Source organism: Microbacterium sp. SA156, from assembly GCF_049065455.1.
Taxonomy (GTDB): domain Bacteria; phylum Actinomycetota; class Actinomycetes; order Actinomycetales; family Microbacteriaceae; genus Microbacterium; species Microbacterium barkeri.
The window spans coordinates 28,721-48,703 of sequence record NZ_JBAKGU010000014.1; the positions used below are offsets into that span (position 1 = coordinate 28,721).

Sequence of the window (19,983 nt, forward strand, 5' to 3'; positions counted from 1 at the left end):
CCTGCCGCCGCATCCGGCCTCTCCTCTCCCGACCGTAGTCGCCCGCGCGCGGGCGCGGGAGCATCTGTGACGCTCCGTGTCGGAACGTCGCCGGTTACCGTGGAGGACATGACGCAGACGCTCCCGTTCGGCTCGTGGCCGTCGCCCATCGCGGCGTCCGACATCGCGGGGAACTCCCCGCGCCTCGGCGACGCGCGGTTCGTAGGCGGCGACGTCTGGTGGGCCGAGGGCGTCGCGGCCGAGCGGGGGCGCACAGCGGTGCTGCGGGCGAGCGACGGCGCGAGCGTTCTTCCCGCGCCCTGGAGCGCGCGGTCTCGCGTCCACGAGTACGGAGGCGGCGCGTGGACCGCGGCCGACGACGGCGCACTCCTCTTCGTCGAGCAGTCGGATCAGCGCGTGTACCTGCGCACGGCCGATGCGGAGCCCATCCCGCTCACGCCCGCGGGCACCGGCATGGCGTTCGGCGACCTCGTCCTCGCGGAGGGCCGACTGTGGGCGGTCCGCGAGACGCAGGGCGCCACGGGGGCTCCCCGTCGCGACATCGTCGCCATCCCGCTCGACGGCAGCGCGGCGGAGGACGCGTCCGCGATCGTGAGCGTCGTCGCAGGGAGCGACTTCGTCGCCTACCCCGCACCGCGCGCTGGCCGGCTCGCGTGGATCGCGTGGGACCATCCGGACATGCCGTGGGATGCCGCGGAGCTGCGCGTCGGGCGCATCGAATCGGATGGGCGCGTGCGCCGCTGGACAACACTCGCCGGCGGGCGCGGCGTCGCGGACGGGCAGGAAGTGTCGGCGCTGCAGCCCGAATGGGCGGCGGACGATGAGCTCCTCTTCGTCGCGGACCCTCCTGCCGCGCCCGGCGGCCCTGCCCGATGGAACCTCCGCCGCGCCCGGCTCGACGCGGCCGGAGGCGCCGTCGTGGAGCCGCTCCTGCCTTCCGACGCCGACACGGGCGGGCCGCTCTGGAATCTCGGGACCCGCTGGTACGCGCGGCTCGAGGACGGTCGGATCGCCGCGGTGCAGACGAACGGACGCGACCGGCTCGTGCTCGTCGATCCCGGAACGCGGGCGGTGACGGAGCTCGAGACGCCGCTCGGGCAGATGCTCGTCAAGGACGTCGACGGCGCGCGCCTGCTGCTGTCGGGCGCCGGCCCGCGGACGCCGGGCGGCATCTGGCTCCTCGACGTCGACGCGCGGACCTTCGCGCCGGTGCGCGGCGGGGAGACCGACCTCGACCCGGCGTGGATGCCCGAGGCTCTGCCGCTGTCGTTCCCCGGGCCGCGCGGGGATGTGCACGCCTTCGCATTTCCGCCGACGAACCCGCTCGCGACGGGCCCCGAGGGCGACCTGCCGCCGTATCTCGTGCTCGTGCACGGGGGCCCGACCGCGCACGTCTCGGGCGACCTCTCCCTCGCGGTCGCGTACTTCACGAGCCGGGGCATCGGCGTGCTCGATGTCAACTACGGCGGATCGACCGGCTACGGGCGCGCGTACCGCGAGCGCCTCAAGGGCGGATGGGGCGTGGTCGACGTCGAGGACGTCGCGGCCGCCGCGCGCGGCATCGCCGAAGCCGGCATCGCCGACCCCGCGCGCCTCGCGGTGCGCGGAGGATCGGCGGGCGGATGGACCGTGCTGTGCGCGATCGCCGACACCGACGTGTTCTCGGCCGGGATCAGCCGCTACGGCGTCGCCGACCTGCGGATGCTCGTCGCCGAGACGCACGATTTCGAGGCGCGCTACATCGACGGCCTCGTCGGCCCGCTCCCCGAGGCGGAGGAGCTGTACGCGAGGCGATCGCCGCTGTCTCGCCCCGAAGCGCTCCGCACGCCCCTCCTCATCCTCCAGGGCGCGGACGACCCGGTCGTGCCGCCCTCGCAGTCCGAGGCGCTGCGCGACGCGCTCGCGGCGAACGGGGTCCCGCACGCCTACCTGCTGTTCGAGGGCGAGGCGCACGGGTTCCGCGGGCGCGAGGCGATCATCCGCTCGTTCGAGGCCGAGGTCGCGTTCCTCGGCGCCGTCCTCGGGTTCGAGACGCCCGGCGTGCCGCCCCTCGAGATCGAGGGCCTGTCCGACCCGCGGGGTACGGTCTGACGCGATGGAACTGACAGCGCTCGTGCTCGCCGCGATCGGCGGCGCCGACCTCATCCGCGCGGCAGCGCCGGGCGCGCGCCTGCGCACGGCGGGCGTGTCCGCCGTGCTCGTCGTCTGCGCGCTCGCCGGCGCGGCGCTCGGCGCCGATCCGCTCGCGTCGCTCGTCCTGGCGCTGGGCCCGGTCGTCGCCGCGCTCGGCTGGCTCGCGACCATGCGCGCCGACGACTCTCCGCTCGGCTTCCTCCCGGTCGTGCTCCTGGGCGGCATCGCCCTGACGGCGATCGTCGTCCCGCCGCCCGCGGTCGCCATCCGCGTCGAGTGGGGGCAGGGCGAGGGCCTTCCCCTGTCGCTCGTCCTCCTCGCGGCCGGCGGCGCCCTGTTCCTGCTCGAGTCGGCGAACCGGGTCGTCCGCACCGCGCTGCGCACGGAGGACGTCCCCGCGGACGGCGACGCCGCCCCGTCGCGGCGGCGGCGCATCTTCGGCCAGCGCGGCGAGCGCGACACGGCGGCGCCCGACCCTCAGGACGTGCACACGCTCCGCGGCGGACGCCTCATCGGACCGCTCGAGCGGATCGTCGTCGGCGGCCTCCTGCTCGCGCACGCCTACCCGGTCGTCGCCGCGCTCATCGCGGCCAAGGGCATCGTGCGCTTCCCCGAGATCTCCCGCGACCGCGAGCGCGGCACGCAGGCGGAGTACTTCCTCGTCGGGAGCATGGTGAGCTGGGCGCAGGCGCTCGCGATCACCGCCCTCGTGTGGCTGGGGTCCGCCGCGCTCGGCTGAGCGAGGCGGACCCCGCGCTCACCCCGCGCTCGAGAAGCGCTCGAGCTCGGCGGCGAGACGCGGCGACACGCGCGCATGGACCCGCGTGCCCCCGGACTCGTGCTCCTGCTCGAGGAAGAGGCCGGTCTCGTGGATGGCCGAGATGAGATCGCCGCGGTCGTAGGGAATGAGGGCGCGCACCTCCACGGCGGGAACGGGGAGCGCCGCCTCCACGACGGCGCGGAGCTCCTCGATGCCCTCGCCCGTGCGGGACGAGACGAACACGGCGTCGGGCTCGAGACCGCGCAGCACGAGGCGCGCGTCCTCATCGATGAGATCGGCCTTGTTGAACACGATGATCTCGCGGATGTCGCGCGCGCCGACATCCGCCATCACGTCGCGGACGGTCGCGATCTGGCCGGCCGGATCCGGGTGGTGCGCGTCGACGACGTGCACGATGACGTCGGCGTCGGCGACCTCCTCGAGCGTCGAGCGGAACGCCTCGACGAGCTGGTGCGGCAGGTTGCGCACGAACCCGACCGTGTCGGCGAACGTGAACACGCGCCCGTCGGATGTCTCGGTGCGCCGCACGGTCGCGTCGAGCGTCGCGAAGAGCGCGTTCTCGACGAGCACCCCCGCGCTCGTGAGGCGGTTCAGAAGCGACGACTTGCCCGCGTTCGTGTACCCGGCGATCGCGACCGACGGGACGGTGTGCCGCTTGCGCTCGGAGCGCTTGGCGTCGCGCGCGGGCGCGAAATCCCTGATCTGCTTGCGCAGCTGCGCCATGCGGGTGCGGATGCGGCGGCGATCGAGCTCGATCTTCGTCTCACCCGGTCCGCGCGAGCCCATGCCCGCTCCGCCCGCGCCGACCTGTCCGCCCGCCTGTCGGCTCATCGACTCGCCCCAGCCGCGCAGACGCGGCAGGAGGTACTCGAGCTGGGCGAGCTCGACCTGGGCCTTGCCCTCTCGGGTCTTCGCGTGCTGGGCGAAGATGTCGAGGATGACGGCGGTCCGGTCGATCACCTTGACCTTGATGACGTCCTCGAGCGCACGCCGCTGGCTCGGGGCGAGCTCGGCGTCGGCGATCACGGTGTCGGCGCCGGCGGACATCACGATGTCCTTGAGCTCCTCCGCCTTGCCGCGCCCGATGTAGGTCGCGGGGTCGGGATGCGGGCGGCGCTGCAGGACGCCGTCGAGCACGGTCGAGCCCGCCGTCTCGGCGAGCGCGGCGAGCTCCCGCAGGGAGTTCTCCGCGTCGACGAGCGAGCCCTGCGCGTACACGCCCACGAGGACGACGTTCTCGAGACGCAGCTGGCGGTACTCGACCTCCGTGACGTCCTCGAGCTCGGTGGACAGACCGGCGACGCGTCGGAGTGCGTGGCGCGCCTCGAGGTCCCACTGGTCGCCGTCGGTCGTCGACCCGGCCGCGGTTCCCGCATCCTGCAGCGCCTGCGCTGCTCCGAAGATGCGGACGCCCGAGCGCGCCTCCGCGTGCGAGAGCACGCGATCGACCGGGTCCGTCGTCGGATCGGTCTGCACGTCGGGATGGAAGGTGTCGGTCAAAGGGTGCCTTTCGTGGTGGTGTGCGCTCCGCGGGCCCGGGTCGGCGTGCGTCCGGGTGCGATGAGCCCTACAGGATACCGCGCGCGGGGATCGCGGGACAGGCGGTTGCGGGAACGAGGGTGTTGCGTGCGACCCGGATGCCTCCGGTAATCTCGAGGATCATGGGGGACCACTACTTCAGCGCGCATCCCTCCGCCCCCGAGCAGCTCCGTCGCATCCGCGTGTCCCTCGCCGACCGCGACGTCGAGGTGACGACCGCGGGCGGGGTCTTCAGCCCGGATCACGTCGACAGCGGCACCCGCGTGCTGCTGTCGAACACCCCTGAGCCTCCCGCCGGCGGCGACTTCCTCGACCTCGGCGCCGGCTGGGGCCCGATCTCCCTGTCGCTGGCCATGCTCTCTCCGCGCGCTCGGATCTGGGCGGTCGACGTCAACGAGCGCGCGCTCGATCTCGTCCGTCGCAATGCCGATGAGCTCGGCCTCGACAATGTCAACGCCGTGCTGCCCGAGGATGTTCCCGACGGGATCTCGTTCCGCACGATCTGGTCGAACCCGCCCATCCGGGTCGGCAAGGCCGTGCTGCACGAGCTCATGGAGACGTGGCTCCCCCGACTCGCCGAGCGCAGCGATGCCTACCTCGTCGTGCAGCGCAACCTGGGCTCCGACTCCCTGCACCGCTGGCTCGACGCCGCTCTCGACGACCGCTTCAGCGTCCACCGCCACGCGACGGCCAAGGGCTTCCGCGTGCTCAAGGTGCGCCGACACGGCAGCCCGGCGACCGGAGCCGTCGAGATCGCCTAGCCGCGCTCGGGCGGCAGCGCGGCGCGCGCGGCCGTGACGACCGCCTCGCGGATGGCCGTGAGCAGCGGCGACCGCAGGTTCCACTGCTGCCAGTAGAGCGGGACGCGCAGCCGCGGCTCGCCCAGCTTCACGAGCAGTCCCGTCTCGATGCCCGGCTTCGCCTGCAGCGGAGGGAGCATCCCCCATCCGAAGCCCAGCCGCACGGCGGCGGCGTAGTCCTCGGATGCCGGGACGTAGTGGCGGGGCGGCCGCGACGGGTCGACGCCGCGCTCGCGCAGCCAGGCCGACTGCACGTCGTCGGCGCGGTCGAAGTCGATCAACGGCGCGCCCGCGAGTGCGCTCGCTGTGACGCCGTCGGGGAGCCACCGAGCGACGTAGCCCGGCGTCGCGACGGCGTCGTAGATCGTGTCGCCCAGGGCGGTGACCGTGCACCCCGCGATCGGCTCGCGCTGCGACGTGACCGCCGCCATGACGGTTCCGGCCTCGAGCAGCGCGGCCGTGCGGTCCTCGTCCTCGCGGCGCAGCTCGAAGGCGACGTCGTGCGTGCGGGTCACCGGCTCCAGCCCCGGCAGCAGCCACGTCGCGAGCGAGTCGGCGTTCACCGCGATCGGCACGCTCATCCGTCCGGGCCCCTCGAGCCCGAGCGCGACGCTCGCATCGTGCGCAAGCAGCCCGTACTGCCGCGCGAGGCGCACGACGACCGCGCCCGCCTCCGTGGCGCGGGCGGGCTTGGAGCGGACGATGAGCACGCGCCCGAGCTGCGCCTCGAGCGACCGCAGCCGCTGGCTGACCGCCGACGGAGTGATCCGCAGCGCGCGAGCGGCGCCCTCGAGGCTCCCCTCATCGACGATCGCGGAGACAGTGCCGGCGAGTTCGGGCGAGATTTGCATAAGCAGAGCTTAACGAGCGTCAGAATCGTTAGATCCGCTTTTCGCTTCTCGCGGCGGGCGCGTAGCGTCGAGAGCATGTTCAGCGCCCTGCTCGCCGGCTTCGGCCTCTGCCTCTCGCTCATCGTGGCGCCCGGTGCGCAGAACGTCTTCCTCCTCAAGATGGGCATCCGCCGCCAGCACGCGGTCGCACTCGCGGTGACCTGCTTCCTCAGCGACGTCGCGCTCGTCGCGGCGGGCGTCGCCGGATTCGGCGTGGTCGTGGAGCACCTGCCCTGGCTCTTCGACGCCGTCAAGTGGGCGGGCGTCGTGTTCCTCGCGGGATACGCTCTCGCGGCGGGGTGGCGCGCCCTCCGGCCGACGGGCGAGACGCTCGCGGTCGCCGAGGAGCCGGGCGTCGACCGCGAACCGGAGTCCTCGGCGGGACCGCGCACGAGCACGGCGACGATCGTCCGTCCGCGCACGGCGACCACGGCGCTCCTGCCGGCCGTCCTCGCGTGCCTCGCGATCACGTGGCTCAACCCGCACACGTATCTCGACACCGTGCTGCTGCTGGGCTCGATCTCCGCGAGCTACGGCGACGCCCGTTGGCTCTTCGGCCTCGGCGCGGTGCTGGGAAGCGCCGTCTGGTTCGCCTTCCTCACGGCGATGGCGCGCGTCGCGGCGCGCTGGCTGCGCTCCCCGCGCTCGTGGCGCGTCCTCGACGGAGCGATCGCGGTGATCATGGCGGCGCTCGCGACGACGCTCGCCTTCGCCTGATCAGGCGAGCGCGACGGTGCCCGAGAACACGAGGGTCGCCGGTCCCGAGAGCGCGACGTGCTCGCCCTCCTCGGTCGGGAACATCCGCACCCCGAGCGTTCCGCCGGGCACGTCGACCCGCCAGAAGTCAGGGGCGTCGGCGCCCGCCCAGTCGCGGACCGCGAGGGCCGCGGCCGCCGTCCCCGTTCCGCAGGAGAGGGTCTCCCCCACGCCGCGCTCGAACACGCGCATGCGGATGCGTCCGATGCCGTCCTTCACGCCCTGCGGGACGACGAACTCGATGTTCGCTCCGTGGGGCGGCACCGGGTCGATGATCGGCTGCACCGTGAGATCCAGGCCGGCGAGCTCCTCCTCGGAGGCGAGCGCCACCACGACGTGCGGGTTGCCGACGTCGATGCCGAGGCCCGGCCGTGCGACGCTGAGGCCCCGCGCGCGCACGAGCGGGTCGCCCGGCTCGGCGCGCCATCGCCCGAGGTCGACCTGGAAGCCCGTCTCGCTGCGTGTGATGTCCTTGACGCCCGCGCGAGTGCCGATCGGCAGCGTCGAGCCCGCCGGCAGGTCGGCGAGGCCGGCATCGAGCAGATAGCGCGCAAACACGCGCGTGCCGTTGCCGCACATCTCGGCCTTCGAGCCGTCGGCGTTGCGGTAGTCCATGAACCACTCGGCGGCCGGTTCCTCGGCGAGCGACGCGGCGCCTTCCGGGAGCGCCGCCGAGCGCACCACGCGCAGCAGGCCGTCCGCGCCGATGCCGAAGCGCCGGTCGCACAGCGCCGCGATCTGGTCGTCCGTGAGGTCCAGCTCGCCTTCCGGGTCGGCGACGATGACGAAGTCGTTGCCCGTGCCGTGTCCCTTGGTGAACTGGATCTCCGTCATCCCCCCAGTCTATGGCCGCGGGATGGCGGCGGCCGGGGCACGGGGACGTCGGGCGGGCTCAGCGCAGGGCGTCGACGAGCGGGACAGCGCCCGCCTCGAACCAGCGCACCTCGGGGTACCGCCGGAACCACGAGACCTGCCGTCGTGCGTAGCGGCGCGTGAGCGCCTGCGTCTCGGCGATCGCGTCCTCCTCGGAGAGGGTGCCGTCCAGCTGCGCGAGCGCCTGGGCGTAGCCGATCGCGCGCCGCGCCGTCGCCCCCTGCTCGAGCCCCTGCGTGCGGAGGTGCTCGACCTCCCCCACGAGACCCTCGTCCCACATCCGCTCGACGCGCCGGTCGAGACGCTCGACGAGGGCCGCCCGCTCGAGGTGGAGCCCGAGGATCGTCGCCGGGCGCCACAGCTCGGGCGCCTCCGGGAGAGCGGCGCCGTGCGTGGACGCGCCCTGCGCGAGGACCTCGAGGGCGCGCACGATGCGGCGGCCGTTGCGCGGGTCGATGCGGGCGGCGGTCTGCGGGTCCTCGTGCTGCAGACGCGCGTAGAGCGCGCCGGGCCCCGAGGTCTCGAGCTCGGCCTCGAGGCGCGCGCGCAGAGCCGGGTCGCGCGGCGGGAAGCGGAAGTCGAAGAGCACGCTCGAGACGTAGAGCCCCGATCCGCCGACGAGGATCGCGTCGTGCCCGCGGGCGAGCGCGGCGTCGATCGCCGCGCGCGCGTCGACCTGGTAGCGCGCGACGGCGGCCTCCTCGGTCACCTCCAGGACGTCGAGGAGGTGATGCGGGATGCCGCGGCGCTCGGCCACGGGGAGCTTGGCCGTGCCGATGTCCATGCCGCGGTAGAGCTGCATGGCGTCGGCGTTCACGATCTCGGCGTGCCGACCCTCCGCGGCGACGGCCTCGGCGATGTCGAGCGAGAGGTCGCTCTTGCCCGTTCCCGTCGCTCCGACGACGGCCCAGAGCCGCGGGGAATCCGCGAGCGTCACACGCCGACGCGGATGGTGGGCAGGCCGAGCCGCACGGCGCCCGAGGCGCTCGCGCCGGGTGCCGCGGGCACCGCGCACGACTCCGCCTGCGAGCGATCCCATGCGTCGCCCGCGCGCGTGCGCCGGATGCGCAGCGGCGCACCATCGGGGCTGTCCGCGAGGAGGTGGAAGGGCGCAGCGTGCGTGATCTCGACGGTCACGACGTCGCCAGGGCGCGGGCGCTCCGAACCTTCCGGCAGCTCGAAGTGCACGAGCCGGTTGTCCTCCGCGCGGCCCGTGAGGCGGTGGGTCGCGGCGTCCTTCTTCCCCTCGCCGGTCGACACGAGCACCTCGACCGACCGGCCGAGCTGCTTGTGGTTCTCCTCGAGCGAGATGCGCTCCTGAAGGGCGATGAGGCGGTCGTAGCGCTCCTGCACGACCTCCTTCGGAACCTGGTTCGGCATGGTCGCCGCCGGCGTGCCCTCGCGGATCGAGTACTGGAACGTGAACGCGTTCGCGAACCGCGCCTGCTCGACGACGCGCAGCGTGTCCTCGAAGTCGGCGTCCGTCTCACCCGGGAAGCCGACGATGATGTCGGTCGAGATCGCGGCGTGCGGGATGCGCTCGCGGACACGATCGAGGATCCCGAGGAACTTGGCGCTGCGGTAGGACCGGCGCATCGCCTTGAGGATGCTGTCGCTGCCCGACTGCAGCGGCATGTGCAGCTGCGGCATGACCGCGGGAGTCTCGGCCATCGCCGCGATGACGTCGTCGGTGAAGGCCGCAGGGTGCGGGCTCGTGAAGCGGATGCGCTCGAGGCCCTCGATCTCGCCGGCGGCGCGGAGCAGCTTCCCGAATGCCTCGCGATCGCCGAACTCGACGCCGTAGGTGTTCACGTTCTGGCCGAGCAGCGTGACCTCGATCGCGCCGTCGTCGACGAGCAGGCGGATCTCGCTGAGGATGTCGCCGGGCCGACGGTCCTTCTCCTTGCCGCGCAGGCTGGGCACGATGCAGAACGTGCAGGTGTTGTTGCACCCGACGGAGATCGAGACCCATCCCGAGTAGGTCGAGTCGCGCTTGGTCGGGAGGGTCGACGGGAACACCTCGAGGGACTCGAGGATCTCGACCTCGGCCTCGCCGTTGTGGCGCGACCGCTCGAGGAGCTCAGGCAGCGAGCCCATGTTGTGGGTTCCGAAGACGACGTCCACCCAGGGCGCGCGCTCGAGAACGGCTTCCTTGTCCATCTGGGCGAGGCAGCCGCCGACCGCAATCTGCATGCCCGCGTGGGCGTCCTTGCGGGACTTGAGATGACCGAGCGTGCCGTAGAGCTTGCCCGACGCGTTCTCGCGGACCGCGCACGTGTTGATGACGACGAGATCGGCCTCCTCGCCGGGCGCCGCCTTGACGTAGCCGGCGCTCTCGAGCGAGCCGGAGAGGCGCTCGGAGTCGTGCACGTTCATCTGGCACCCGAAGGTGCGGACCTCGTACGAGCGAGCGCGTCCCTGTGCGTCGAAGGCTGCGGGCGAGGGCTCGATGAGCGTGGGGGCGCTGGATGGCGTAGTCATGACCAGGACATTCTACGTTCCGCTCCCCGCGGGCGCGCCGAGGGATCGCTCAGCGGAACCGCACGCTGTGACCGCCGCCGCGTGCCTCGTCGAGTGCGCGACGCGCCGCGGTCATCGCGAGCGAGCCGCCGAACCCCCGCCGCGCGAGCTGGCCGACGAGCCGCCGGAGAGCGGTGTCGTCGTCATAGCGCACGAGGCTCCGCGCCTTCCCGCGCGCGAACTCGAGCGCGCGCTCCTCGTCGTCGTCGGGCAGGTCGTCGAGCGCGGCGTCGATCACGTCGCGCGGGATGCCGCGGGACGACAGCGCCTGCGCGATCGCGCGGCGCCCCTGGTTCTTGCGCGTCGTGCCGGCGTGGACGAGCTGCTCCGCGAGGGCGGCGTCATCGAGTGCGCCGAGCCTCTCCAGCCGGTCGATGATCTCGTCGACCAGGCCCGCGTCGACCTCGTCCTTCCGCAGCCGCATGCGCGCCTCGCTCACGGAGAGCGAGCGCGACCGCAGCGCCTTCAGCAGCCGAGCCTCCGCAGCGTCGGCGACCTCCGATGGCCCCCGCTCGTGGTCGGAACCAGCGGGGTCGACGGCAGGCGCGACCTCCACGAACCGCACACCGTCGCGCACGGTCGTCGTGACGGCCGGGACGGGAGCGATGCGCCGCTCGCCGGCCCCGAGATCGCGCCAGGTCGTGTGCCAGCGTTCGCCGGACGCCTCGTCGGACGCTCGGGCGTCATCCGCGTCGTCGCCGCTCGTCGACTCGACGCCGTTCGGGATGACGTCGCCGGGGATGGCGCCGTCCGCCGCGTGCCGGCTCGCCCTCCCAGCCGGATGCGCCGACCTCGCGGGATCGGCGACGCCGGCCGCCCCGCGGTCGGCGTCATCGGATGGGCGCGTGCGGCGCGTGGGGTGGGAGGGTGCCACCGGCCCCCTCCCACCGAAGAGCGGGATCACGGGGGCGAGGTCGCCCTCGCCCCCGTCGGCCACGTCGCTCATGCGCGCCTCACGCCGTGCGGCGGACCGGCTCGACCGCCGCGGGCGCGGACTCTGCCGAGGCCGCGACGCCGCGCTGGCCGATTCCGAGCTTGTCCTTGATCTTGTTCTCGATCTCGAGTGCGATGTCGGTGTTCTGGATGAGGAAGTTGCGCGCGTTCTCCTTGCCCTGCCCGAGCTGGTCGCCGTCGTAGGTGTACCAGGAGCCGGACTTCTTCACGATCCCGTGCTCGACGCCGAAGTCGATGAGGCTGCCCTCGCGCGAGATGCCGACGCCGTAGAGGATGTCGAACTCGGCCTGCTTGAACGGCGGAGCCATCTTGTTCTTGACGACCTTGACGCGCGTGCGGTTGCCGACCGCCTCGGCGCCGTCCTTGAGGGTCTCGATGCGGCGGATGTCCATGCGGACGGACGCGTAGAACTTGAGCGCCTTTCCTCCCGCGGTGGTCTCGGGAGACCCGAAGAACACGCCGATCTTCTCGCGCAGCTGGTTGATGAAGATCGCCGTGGTCTTCGTCTGGTTCAGACCGCCCGTGAGCTTGCGGAGCGCCTGCGACATGAGGCGGGCCTGGAGGCCGACGTGCGAGTCGCCCATCTCGCCCTCGATCTCGGCGCGCGGAACGAGCGCGGCGACCGAGTCGATGACGACGAGGTCGATCGCGCCCGATCGGATGAGCATGTCGGCGATCTCGAGCGCCTGCTCTCCGGTGTCGGGCTGCGACACGAGGAGCTGGTCGATGTCGACGCCGAGCTTCTGCGCGTACTCGGGGTCGAGCGCGTGCTCGGCGTCGATGAACGCGGCGATGCCGCCCGCGCGCTGCACGTTGGCGATCGCGTGGAGCGTGAGCGTCGTCTTTCCCGAGGACTCGGGGCCGTAGATCTCGATGATGCGGCCACGCGGGATCCCGCCCACGCCGAGCGCGACATCGAGCGCGATCGACCCCGTGGGGATGACCTCGACGGGCGCGCGCTCGTCGCTGCCCAGTCGCATGACCGAGCCCTTGCCGAACTGCTTGTCGATCTGTGCGAGGGCCGACTCGAGGGCCTTCTCGCGGTCTGCTGGTGCGGGCATTTCCTGTTCCTTCTCCACTCGTGAACCGCCGCCTGTAGGCTGTCGCGCTCCGACCGGATGGCCGAGGACTGCGACAAGGCGCGTGGCGCTGATGCCGACTCCCACGCTACGGAGGACCACCGACATCGCCGCCGGACCGCCGCATCTGTGGAGGGATATCGTCCCGGAACCACGTTGTGCACGAGACTACGCTCTCTTCGAACGCACCTTCGATGACACGCCGATGAACGCGATCCGAGAATCGAACGGCGGGCGCGGGCTCAGCGTCGCGGTTCGAGCCGGCCGACTCCGTGCCGGCGTGCGGGAGGGACGTCCGTCTCGATGCACAGCGCCTCCCAGATGTCGCGCGGAGGCACGCCGGCATCGAGCGCCTCCTGGGCGGTGCGCCCGATGCCCGTGAGCACCAGATCGTGCACGAGCGATGCCGCGCGACCGCCGAACTCGGCGTCGACGGCGCGCAGGAACTCGCTGCGGCGCATGCGCGGTCAGCGGAAGGACAGCTCTGGCTCGACCTCGGCGATGAGGTCGTCGGGCACGACGTCGGGGAACGCCTGCACGTCGAGTCCCTCGAGCACCGCGATGCGATCGCCCACCGTCCGGTAGATCGTGGAGATGGGCACGTCGAGCGCCTCGGCGACCGAGGCGAGGATCTCGCTCGAGGCCTCCTTCTGGCCCCGCTCGACCTCGCTCAGGTATCCGAGCGCGACGCTCGCCTTGCTCGCGACCTGACGGAGGGTCTGGCCCTTCTGCTGGCGGAAGCCGCGCAGAACGTCGCCGATCTCTTGACGAACCAGGATCATGACTATCCCCTCCTCACTCCACCATCCGACGGATGCATCAGAGTACAACACCGATGAGACCAATTTAATCCCGCTTGACACGGGGCGGGGCGCCGCTCACGCCGAGAATCCGCCCAGTGCCCGCCCTCAGATCTCTGCGACCGCGAGATCGAGGGCCGCGAGCACGGCGCTCGCCCGGATCTCCGCCCGGTCGCCGTCGAACAGGTGCGAGGACACGACGACCCGCTCGGGCGTGGCGACCGCGACGTGCACGGTCCCGACCGGCTGCCCGTCCGGCGACGCCGGGCCGGCGATCCCCGTCGTCGACAGCCCCACCATGGTGTCCTCGTCGGCCAGCGCGAGCGTGCGCCGCGCTCCGGTCGCCATCTCGCGCGCGACGTCCGGGTGCACGGCGCCGTGCTCATCGAGGAGGGCCGCGTCGACGCCTAGCACGCTGTGCTTGATCGCCGTGTCGTAGGCCACCACGCCGCCGCGCATCCGCTGCGACGAGCCGGGCACCTCGATGATCGCCGACGACAGCAGGCCCCCCGTGAGCGACTCCGCGGTCGCGATGCTCCAGTTGCGCGCCGACAGCCGGCGCAGGAGCTCGTTCGCGACCGCGAACGTCTCGCGCTTCACGTCACTCACCGGCGTCCGCCCGCGCTCCGCGGATCTGGGCGAGCACGTAGTCGACGCCGCTCGCCACGGTGAGCACGACGACGATCCACATGAGGATGAGGGTGATGACCGCGAACGCCGGCTCGCCGATGAGAAGCCAGAACGGCAGGAGCGCCCACCCGAGCGCGACGCCCTGGAACGCGGTCTTGACCTTGCCCATCCAGGCGGCGGCCACGACGTGCTGCCGGACGACCACGAAGCGGTGGATCGTGATCCCCCACTCCCGGACGAGGATGACCACGACCATCCACCACGCCATCTCGCCGAGGATCGCGAGCCCGACGAAGGCCGCGCCCGTGAGCAGCTTGTCGGCGATCGGGTCCCAGAGCTTGCCGAAGTCGCTCACGATGTCGTAGCGGCGCGCGAGGTAGCCGTCGACCCAGTCGGTCGAGATCGCGACGATGAAGAGGATGGCCGCCGTCCACCGCAGGGGAAGGCTTCCCTCGCCGAGATGGCCCCCGATGAGCAGGAGCACGAAGAACACGATCGCGAGCGGGATGCGCACGACCGTGATCGCGTTGGGGAGCTGGCGGGGGATGCTCATGGCCTCAGTCTGTCAGGCGCGGGCGTCAGTAGCGCGGCTCGTCGCGCCCGGTCAGACCCCAGGCGTCCTCGGACTCGCTCTCGTCGACGACCTCGCGGCCGGCGAACTGCGCCTCGATGGGGTCGTCGGCATAGCGGTCGTCGGCGTCGGGCGCCGAGGGCGCCTCGGGCGAGGGAGCCGCCGGAGCGGCAGCGGGCGGCTCCTCGCCGCGCAGCTTCGCGAGCACGCCGGGCAGCTGCTCGGGCGTGACGAGCACGTCGCGGGCCTTCGAGCCCTCGGAGGGTCCGACGATCTCTCGCGACTCGAGCAGGTCCATGAGGCGGCCGGCCTTGGCGAAGCCCACGCGCAGCTTGCGCTGGAGCATCGACGTCGAGCCGAACTGGCTCGTGACGATGAGCTCGGCCGCGGCGAGGAGCAGCTCGAGGTCGTCTCCGATGTCCTCGTCGACCTCCTTCTTCTTCGGCTCGAGCGCCTCCGCGACATCCGCGCGGTACTCGGGCCGCGCCTGCCCCGTGACGTGGGCGACGACCTTCTCGATCTCCTCCTCGGTCACCCACGCGCCCTGCACGCGGAGCGCCTTCGACGAGCCCATGGGCGAGAACAGGGCGTCGCCCTGGCCGATGAGCTTGTCGGCGCCCGGCTGGTCGAGGATGACGCGGCTGTCGGTGACGCTCGTGACCGCGAACGCGAGGCGCGAGGGCACATTGGCCTTGATGAGGCCGGTGACGACGTCGACCGACGGCCGCTGCGTGGCGAGGACGAGATGGATGCCGGACGCGCGTGCGAGCTGCGTGATGCGGACGATCGAGTCCTCGACGTCGCGGGGAGCCACCATCATCAGGTCGGCGAGCTCGTCGACGACGACGAGGAGGTAGGGGTACGGCTTCAGCACGCGCTCGCTGCCGGCTGGCACGTCGACCTCGCCCGCGACGACCGCGCGGTTGAAGTCGTCGATGTGGCGGAATCCGAACGACGCGAGGTCGTCGTACCGCATGTCCATCTCCTTCACGACCCACTGGAGAGCCTCTGCGGCCTTCTTCGCGTTCGTGATGATCGGGGTGATGAGATGCGGCACGCCCGCGTAGTTCGTGAGCTCGACCCGCTTCGGGTCGATCAGCACCATGCGCACCTCGCTCGGCTTGGCGCGCATGAGGAGGCTCGTGATCATCGAGTTCACGAAGCTCGACTTTCCGGAGCCCGTCGAACCCGCGACCAGGAGGTGGGGCATCTTCGCGAGGTTCGCCACGACGAAGCCGCCGCCGACGTCCTTGCCGACGCCGATCGTGAGCGGATGCGTCGACTTCTGGGCCGCGGCAGAGCGGAGCACGTCGCCGAGCGCGACCGTCTCGCGGTCGGCGTTCGGGATCTCCACGCCGATCGCGCTCTTGCCCGGGATCGGGGCGAGGATGCGCACGTCGTTCGACGCGACGGCGTAGGCGATGTTGTTCGAGAGCTGGGTGATCTTCTCGACCTTGACGCCGGGTCCGAGCTCGATCTCGTACTGCGTCACGGTCGGGCCGCGCGAGAACCCGGTGACCTGCGCGTCGACCTTGAACTGCTCGAAGACGCTCGTGATCTGGGCGACCACGCGGTCGTTGGCCTCGGAGCGCGCGACGGCCGGAGGGCCCGACGCGAGTGCCGTCGGCGACGGCAGCACGTACGGCTGGGAGGGCGGCTGCGGCCCGCGGCCGCCGGGGCCGTCGGTCCCGAAGCCGGTGAATCCCGGCAGGTCGTCGGTCTCGTCGTCGAGGTCGTCCCCGTCGCCCACGAGGCCCGTGCGCCGCTCGGCGCCGTCGCCGCGCAGCCCGGCGAGCACCGAGGAGGTGAGCACCTCCGTCACCGCGTCGTCCGGGTCGTCCGTGCGGATGTCGTCGGCCGCCGGCGCAGACGTCACGATCGCCTGGTCGTAGCCGCGATCGGTCTGGTCGGTGAGCAGCTCGGTGAGGTCCTGCGGCTCCGAGACGACCTCGGGGTCCTCCTCGCGGCCGGACTTGTTCCGCCGCCACCACGGCACGCCCGCGTCCTTGCCCTCGTCGGCCTCGTCGCCCTCGAGCACCTTCGTCGGGGCCGTCGCGCCCTTGGCGGGCTTCTCGCGGCTCTCCGGCGCGGTGCGCTCGGCGTCGAACATCCACAGGTAGAGGTCGCCGAGCCGCTGGCCGATGCGGTTCGGCGGCGTCTTGGTGAGGATGAGCACGCTGAGCACGGCGAGCAGGGACAGCACGACGTATGCGCCGACGTCCGTGATGAGGAAGGCCATGGCCTCGGCGACGAGCCACCCGAAGACGCCGCCCGCCTCGCTCAGGGCGAGCACGCCCTCGACCGGCTTGGGGCGCCCGCCTGCCACGTGCAGGAAGCCCGCGATCGTCACGGTGAGCATGCCGAAGCCGATCCCCACGCGCCCGTTGTCGTTCACCGAGGACGGATGGCGGAAGAACCAGCCGGCCAGCAGGAGCAGGAGGATCGGGAAGATGAAGGCCGCACGGCCGATCAGCAGGCCGAACGAGTAGGCGCTGATCTGAACGGCGATCTCGTTGCCGATGAAGAACCACTCGTTGACGGCCCCCGCGATCGCGAGCAGCACGAGCAGGAGCGGGAAGCCGTCGCGGCGCTGGTCCTTCTCGAGGACCTCGGGCCCGAACGCGCGGAAGAGGCCGCCCACCGCGCGCGCGAGGCCGTTCCATCCCCGGACGAGCAGGGGCTGCCGCTCGGCCTCGTCGACATAGCGCTTGGGAGCCGGATCGGCCTTCTTGCGCGGGCGCGGAGCGGCCACGGCCTCATCCTTCGAGGCCCCGCGGGTGCTTCTGGTTCCCGGGTTCTTCGACGCGGCGGACGTACGTGGCATTGCTCCACGGTACGTCGCCGGGCCGACATCCGGCCGGAACGACGCGGATCGGCGCGGAATCCCGCGCCGATCCGGCGTCCACGACGGCGCTCGCGCCCTCAGGCCTCGATGACGAGCGGCACGATCATCGGCCGGCGGCGCAGCGACTGGTTCACCCAGCGGCCGATCGTCCGACGCACCGTCTGCGAGAGCGCGTGGTTGTCGCGCACGCCCTTCTGGGCGGCCTCCTCGAGGGCAGCGACGATCTTCGGCTTGACCTTGTCGAAGACCCGGTCCTCCTCCGCGATGCCTCGCGCGTGGATCTCGGGGCCCGTGATGATCCTGCCGGTCTGCGAGTCGACCACGACGATCACCGACACGAAGCCCTCCTCGCCGAGCGTCCGGCGGTCCTTGAGGTCGGCATCGGTGATGGCGCCCACGCTCGAGCCGTCCACGTAGACGAAGCCCAGGTCGAGCTGGCCCACGACGCGCGCCTCGCCGTCCTTGAGGTCGACGACCGTGCCGTTCGAGCCGATGATGGTGCGCTCGGCGTCGATGCCCGTGTCCTGCGCGAGCCGGGCGTTCGCCATCAGGTGCCGGTACTCGCCGTGGACGGGCAGCACGTTGCGGGGCTTGAGGATGTTGTAGCAGTAGATGAGCTCGCCGGCCGCGGCGTGGCCCGACACGTGCACCTTCGCGTTGGCCTTGTGCACGACGTGTGCGCCGAGCTTCGTGAGCCCGTCGATGACGCGGTAGACGGCGTTCTCGTTGCCCGGGATGAGGCTCGAGGCGAGGATGACGGTGTCGCCCTCCCCCGGCTCGATCTCGTGGTCGAGGTTCGCCATGCGGCTCAGCACGGCCATCGGCTCGCCCTGCGACCCCGTCGACATGTAGACGATCTGGTGGTCGGGCACATCGCGTGCCTTCTTGTAGTCGATGAGCACGCCGTCGGGCACGTTGAGGTACCCCAGGTCGGCCGCGATCGTCATGTTGCGCACCATGCTGCGGCCGAGCAGCGCGACGCGCCGCCCGTTCGCGGCCGCGGCGTCGAGCACCTGCTGCACGCGATGCACGTGGCTCGAGAAGCTCGCGACGATGACGCGCCCCGGCGTCTTCGAGATGACCTGGTCGAGCACGGGCCCGATCGAGCGCTCGGTCGGCGTGAAGCCGGGCACGTCGGCATTGGTCGAGTCGGGCAGGAAGAGATCGACGCCCTCCTCGCCGAGCCGCGCGAAGGCGCGCAGATCGGTGATGCGGCCGTCGAGCGGCAGCTGGTCCATCTTGAAGTCGCCCGTGTGGAGCACGAGGCCGGCGTCCGTGCGCACGGCGACCGCGAGCGCGTCCGGGATCGAGTGGTTCACCGCGACGAACTCGAGCTCGAACGGCCCGGCCTCCCACGTCTCGCCCTCCTTCACGACGTGCGCGACGGGGGTGATCCGGTGTTCCTTGAGCTTCGCTGCGGTGAGCGCGAGCGTGAGCGCGGAGCCGATGATCGGGATGTCGGGGCGCTGCTTGAGGAGGTACGGGACGGCGCCGATGTGGTCCTCGTGCCCGTGGGTGAGCACCACGCCCACGACGTCGTCGAGACGTCCGCGCAGCGGCTCCATGTCGGGCAGGATCAGGTCGACGCCCGGCTGGTGCTCCTCGGGGAAGAGCACGCCGCAGTCGATGATGAGGATCTCGCCGTCGATCTCGTACGTGGTCATGTTGCGGCCGACCTCGCCGAGACCGCCCAGGGGCGTCACCCGAAGGGTCCCCGGGGTGAGATCTGCGGGCTCGAGAACCTGTGTGGACATCGTCCGCCTTCCGGGATGCCCTGCGGCATCCGGTTCGTCGTATTCGGTGTTGTCGCGACGACCGGTGCCGCCGCGGGAGATCAGCGGGTGGTGCCGGGCACCTTCGGCAGCGCGCCGCCCGCGGCCGCGTTGCGGTCGGGGCGGAAGTTCGAGAAGTCGACCCCGTCGACGTCCTTGACGAGCGCGAGCTCGTCCTCGATGAGCGCGGCCTCCCATTCCTCGGGACCGACGAGCGGCAGGCGCACGCGCGGGCTCGAGATCCGGCCGAGGCCGTGCAGCACGTACTTCGTCGCGACCGTGCCGGGCACGTGCGTCATGAGCGCGCGCACGAGCGGCTCGAGGCGCTTGTGCTGGTCGGTCGCCGTGGCGAGGTCGCCGCGGTTCACCGCGTCGACGATCGTGCGGTACGGGCCGGAGGCCACGTTGGCGGTCACGCCGATGAGGCCCGTGGCGCCGATCGCGAGCTCGGGGAGCACGTTGGCGTCGTCACCCGAGAAGTACATGAGGTCGGTCTGGTTGAGCACGCGGCTCACCTCGCTGAGATCGCCCTTGGCGTCCTTGACCGCGAGGATGTTCGGGTGCTTCGCGAGGCGCAGGATCGTCTCGTAGCGGATCGGGATGCCCGTGCGCCCGGGGATGTCGTAGAGGATCACGGGGAGGTCGGTCGAGTCGGCGATGAGCCGGAAGTGCGTGAGGACACCCGCCTGCGTCGGCTTGTTGTAGTACGGCGTGACGATCATGATGCCGTCGGCGCCGGCCTTCTCGCTCTTCTGGTAGAGGTCGATCGCGTGCGCGGTCTCGTTCGAGCCGCCGCCCGTGATGATCTTCGCGCGCCCGGCCGAGACGTCCTTGCCGACCTCGACGAGGCGCAGCTTCTCGGCGTCGGTCAGGGTCGACGTCTCCCCCGTCGTGCCCGTGACGACGATCCCGTCGGCGCCCTGGGCGATGCACGCGTCGATGTGCTTCTCGACGCCGGGCCAGTCCACTTCGCCGTCCGCCGTCATCGGCGTGACGAGCGCGACGAGAACCTGTCCGAAGGGATTGCCCGTGTGCGTCAT

Annotated in this window: 18 protein-coding genes; 4 read left to right on the forward strand and 14 right to left on the reverse strand. The window is 71.9% G+C overall.

What is annotated here, in order from left to right; genetic code table 11:
• Nucleotides 1-108 precede the first annotated feature (108 nt).
• Together ACOWU6_RS13300 and ACOWU6_RS13305 are read left to right on the forward strand one after the other, a co-directional pair.
• The gene (locus ACOWU6_RS13300; protein WP_421075977.1) at nt 109-2,091 is read left to right on the forward strand and encodes an alpha/beta hydrolase family protein; all 1,983 of its coding nucleotides are present in this window, start codon (nt 109-111) and stop codon (nt 2,089-2,091) included.
• Nucleotides 2,092-2,095: 4 nt separating this feature from the next.
• Nucleotides 2,096-2,872, forward strand: a complete 777-nt coding sequence (locus ACOWU6_RS13305; protein WP_421075978.1) for a hypothetical protein — start codon at nt 2,096-2,098, stop codon at nt 2,870-2,872.
• An 18-nt stretch (nt 2,873-2,890) separates the two neighbouring features.
• Here ACOWU6_RS13305 and hflX read toward each other — a convergent pair whose 3' ends face one another.
• On the reverse strand, nt 2,891-4,414 hold the full coding sequence (hflX, locus tag ACOWU6_RS13310; protein ID WP_421075979.1) for a GTPase HflX: 1,524 nt from the start codon (nt 4,412-4,414) through the stop codon (nt 2,891-2,893).
• 161 nt (nt 4,415-4,575) lie between these two features.
• On the opposite strand from hflX, the gene ACOWU6_RS13315 reads away from it, so the two are divergent.
• Entirely contained in the window at nt 4,576-5,214 is a 639-nt protein-coding gene (locus tag ACOWU6_RS13315) for a class I SAM-dependent methyltransferase (protein WP_271174253.1), read from the forward strand.
• On the opposite strand, the gene ACOWU6_RS13320 is transcribed toward ACOWU6_RS13315, so the two are convergent.
• On the reverse strand, nt 5,211-6,104 hold the full coding sequence (locus ACOWU6_RS13320; RefSeq protein WP_271174252.1) for a LysR family transcriptional regulator ArgP: 894 nt from the start codon (nt 6,102-6,104) through the stop codon (nt 5,211-5,213). The two genes, ACOWU6_RS13315 and ACOWU6_RS13320, sit on opposite strands and share 4 nt — an antisense overlap.
• Before the next feature lie 75 nt (nt 6,105-6,179).
• On the opposite strand from ACOWU6_RS13320, the gene ACOWU6_RS13325 reads away from it, so the two are divergent.
• The gene (locus ACOWU6_RS13325; RefSeq protein WP_421075980.1) at nt 6,180-6,860 is read left to right on the forward strand and encodes a LysE/ArgO family amino acid transporter; all 681 of its coding nucleotides are present in this window, start codon (nt 6,180-6,182) and stop codon (nt 6,858-6,860) included.
• Here ACOWU6_RS13325 and dapF read toward each other — a convergent pair whose 3' ends face one another.
• The 12 genes from dapF to dapA all read right to left on the reverse strand — a co-directional run bounded on the left by dapF (nt 6,861) and on the right by dapA (nt 19,983).
• Nucleotides 6,861-7,733 carry a diaminopimelate epimerase gene (gene dapF / locus ACOWU6_RS13330; protein WP_282980016.1) on the reverse strand — a complete coding sequence of 291 codons (873 nt, stop codon included), beginning with the start codon at nt 7,731-7,733 and terminating at the stop codon, nt 6,861-6,863.
• 58 nt (nt 7,734-7,791) lie between these two features.
• The gene (miaA, locus tag ACOWU6_RS13335; protein WP_421075981.1) at nt 7,792-8,709 is read right to left on the reverse strand and encodes a tRNA (adenosine(37)-N6)-dimethylallyltransferase MiaA; all 918 of its coding nucleotides are present in this window, start codon (nt 8,707-8,709) and stop codon (nt 7,792-7,794) included.
• Nucleotides 8,706-10,253: a tRNA (N6-isopentenyl adenosine(37)-C2)-methylthiotransferase MiaB gene (gene miaB / locus ACOWU6_RS13340; protein ID WP_421075982.1), complete on the reverse strand. Its 1,548-nt coding sequence runs from the start codon at nt 10,251-10,253 to the stop codon at nt 8,706-8,708. Before miaB ends, miaA begins: the two co-directional genes overlap by 4 nt.
• 49 nt (nt 10,254-10,302) lie before the next feature.
• Entirely contained in the window at nt 10,303-11,238 is a 936-nt protein-coding gene (locus ACOWU6_RS13345) for a regulatory protein RecX (protein WP_421075983.1), read from the reverse strand.
• 7 nt (nt 11,239-11,245) lie between these two features.
• Entirely contained in the window at nt 11,246-12,307 is a 1,062-nt protein-coding gene (gene recA / locus ACOWU6_RS13350; RefSeq protein ID WP_271174246.1) for a recombinase RecA, read from the reverse strand.
• Between the two features lie 260 nt (nt 12,308-12,567).
• Nucleotides 12,568-12,786, reverse strand: a complete 219-nt coding sequence (locus ACOWU6_RS13355) for a DUF3046 domain-containing protein (RefSeq protein WP_421075984.1) — start codon at nt 12,784-12,786, stop codon at nt 12,568-12,570.
• Nucleotides 12,787-12,792: 6 nt separating this feature from the next.
• The gene (locus ACOWU6_RS13360) at nt 12,793-13,107 is read right to left on the reverse strand and encodes a helix-turn-helix domain-containing protein (RefSeq protein WP_271174244.1); all 315 of its coding nucleotides are present in this window, start codon (nt 13,105-13,107) and stop codon (nt 12,793-12,795) included.
• 126 nt (nt 13,108-13,233) lie between these two features.
• Nucleotides 13,234-13,734 carry a CinA family protein gene (locus ACOWU6_RS13365; RefSeq protein ID WP_282980007.1) on the reverse strand — a complete coding sequence of 167 codons (501 nt, stop codon included), beginning with the start codon at nt 13,732-13,734 and terminating at the stop codon, nt 13,234-13,236.
• Nucleotides 13,727-14,308, reverse strand: a complete 582-nt coding sequence (gene pgsA, locus ACOWU6_RS13370) for a CDP-diacylglycerol--glycerol-3-phosphate 3-phosphatidyltransferase (protein WP_282980006.1) — start codon at nt 14,306-14,308, stop codon at nt 13,727-13,729. The genes ACOWU6_RS13365 and pgsA overlap by 8 nt, the downstream gene beginning before the upstream one ends.
• 25 nt (nt 14,309-14,333) lie before the next feature.
• Nucleotides 14,334-17,150, reverse strand: coding sequence for a DNA translocase FtsK (locus ACOWU6_RS13375; RefSeq protein WP_282980005.1), 2,817 nt, complete (start codon nt 17,148-17,150; stop codon nt 14,334-14,336).
• A 98-nt stretch (nt 17,151-17,248) separates the two neighbouring features.
• The gene (locus ACOWU6_RS13380; RefSeq protein WP_421075985.1) at nt 17,249-18,925 is read right to left on the reverse strand and encodes a ribonuclease J; all 1,677 of its coding nucleotides are present in this window, start codon (nt 18,923-18,925) and stop codon (nt 17,249-17,251) included.
• Between the two features lie 80 nt (nt 18,926-19,005).
• The gene (gene dapA, locus ACOWU6_RS13385) at nt 19,006-19,983 is read right to left on the reverse strand and encodes a 4-hydroxy-tetrahydrodipicolinate synthase (protein WP_282980002.1); all 978 of its coding nucleotides are present in this window, start codon (nt 19,981-19,983) and stop codon (nt 19,006-19,008) included.

What these genes read in the sequence shown, in the direction of transcription:
- ACOWU6_RS13300 (WP_421075977.1), top strand. Translation starts at nt 109, where the DNA reads ATGACGCAGACGCTCCCGTTCGGCTCGTGGCCGTCGCCCATCGCGGCG.
- ACOWU6_RS13360 (WP_271174244.1), bottom strand. Translation starts at nt 13,107, where the DNA reads ATGATCCTGGTTCGTCAAGAGATCGGCGACGTTCTGCGCGGCTTCCGC.
- ACOWU6_RS13325 (WP_421075980.1), top strand. Translation starts at nt 6,180, where the DNA reads ATGTTCAGCGCCCTGCTCGCCGGCTTCGGCCTCTGCCTCTCGCTCATC.
- dapA (WP_282980002.1), bottom strand. Translation starts at nt 19,983, where the DNA reads ATGACGCACACGGGCAATCCCTTCGGACAGGTTCTCGTCGCGCTCGTC.
- ACOWU6_RS13315 (WP_271174253.1), top strand. Translation starts at nt 4,576, where the DNA reads ATGGGGGACCACTACTTCAGCGCGCATCCCTCCGCCCCCGAGCAGCTC.
- ACOWU6_RS13380 (WP_421075985.1), bottom strand. Translation starts at nt 18,925, where the DNA reads ATGTCCACACAGGTTCTCGAGCCCGCAGATCTCACCCCGGGGACCCTT.
- dapF (WP_282980016.1), bottom strand. Translation starts at nt 7,733, where the DNA reads ATGACGGAGATCCAGTTCACCAAGGGACACGGCACGGGCAACGACTTC.
- ACOWU6_RS13345 (WP_421075983.1), bottom strand. Translation starts at nt 11,238, where the DNA reads ATGAGCGACGTGGCCGACGGGGGCGAGGGCGACCTCGCCCCCGTGATC.
- pgsA (WP_282980006.1), bottom strand. Translation starts at nt 14,308, where the DNA reads ATGAGCATCCCCCGCCAGCTCCCCAACGCGATCACGGTCGTGCGCATC.
- miaB (WP_421075982.1), bottom strand. Translation starts at nt 10,253, where the DNA reads ATGACTACGCCATCCAGCGCCCCCACGCTCATCGAGCCCTCGCCCGCA.
- ACOWU6_RS13305 (WP_421075978.1), top strand. Translation starts at nt 2,096, where the DNA reads ATGGAACTGACAGCGCTCGTGCTCGCCGCGATCGGCGGCGCCGACCTC.
- recA (WP_271174246.1), bottom strand. Translation starts at nt 12,307, where the DNA reads ATGCCCGCACCAGCAGACCGCGAGAAGGCCCTCGAGTCGGCCCTCGCA.
- ACOWU6_RS13355 (WP_421075984.1), bottom strand. Translation starts at nt 12,786, where the DNA reads ATGCGCCGCAGCGAGTTCCTGCGCGCCGTCGACGCCGAGTTCGGCGGT.
- ACOWU6_RS13375 (WP_282980005.1), bottom strand. Translation starts at nt 17,150, where the DNA reads ATGCCACGTACGTCCGCCGCGTCGAAGAACCCGGGAACCAGAAGCACC.
- ACOWU6_RS13320 (WP_271174252.1), bottom strand. Translation starts at nt 6,104, where the DNA reads ATGCAAATCTCGCCCGAACTCGCCGGCACTGTCTCCGCGATCGTCGAT.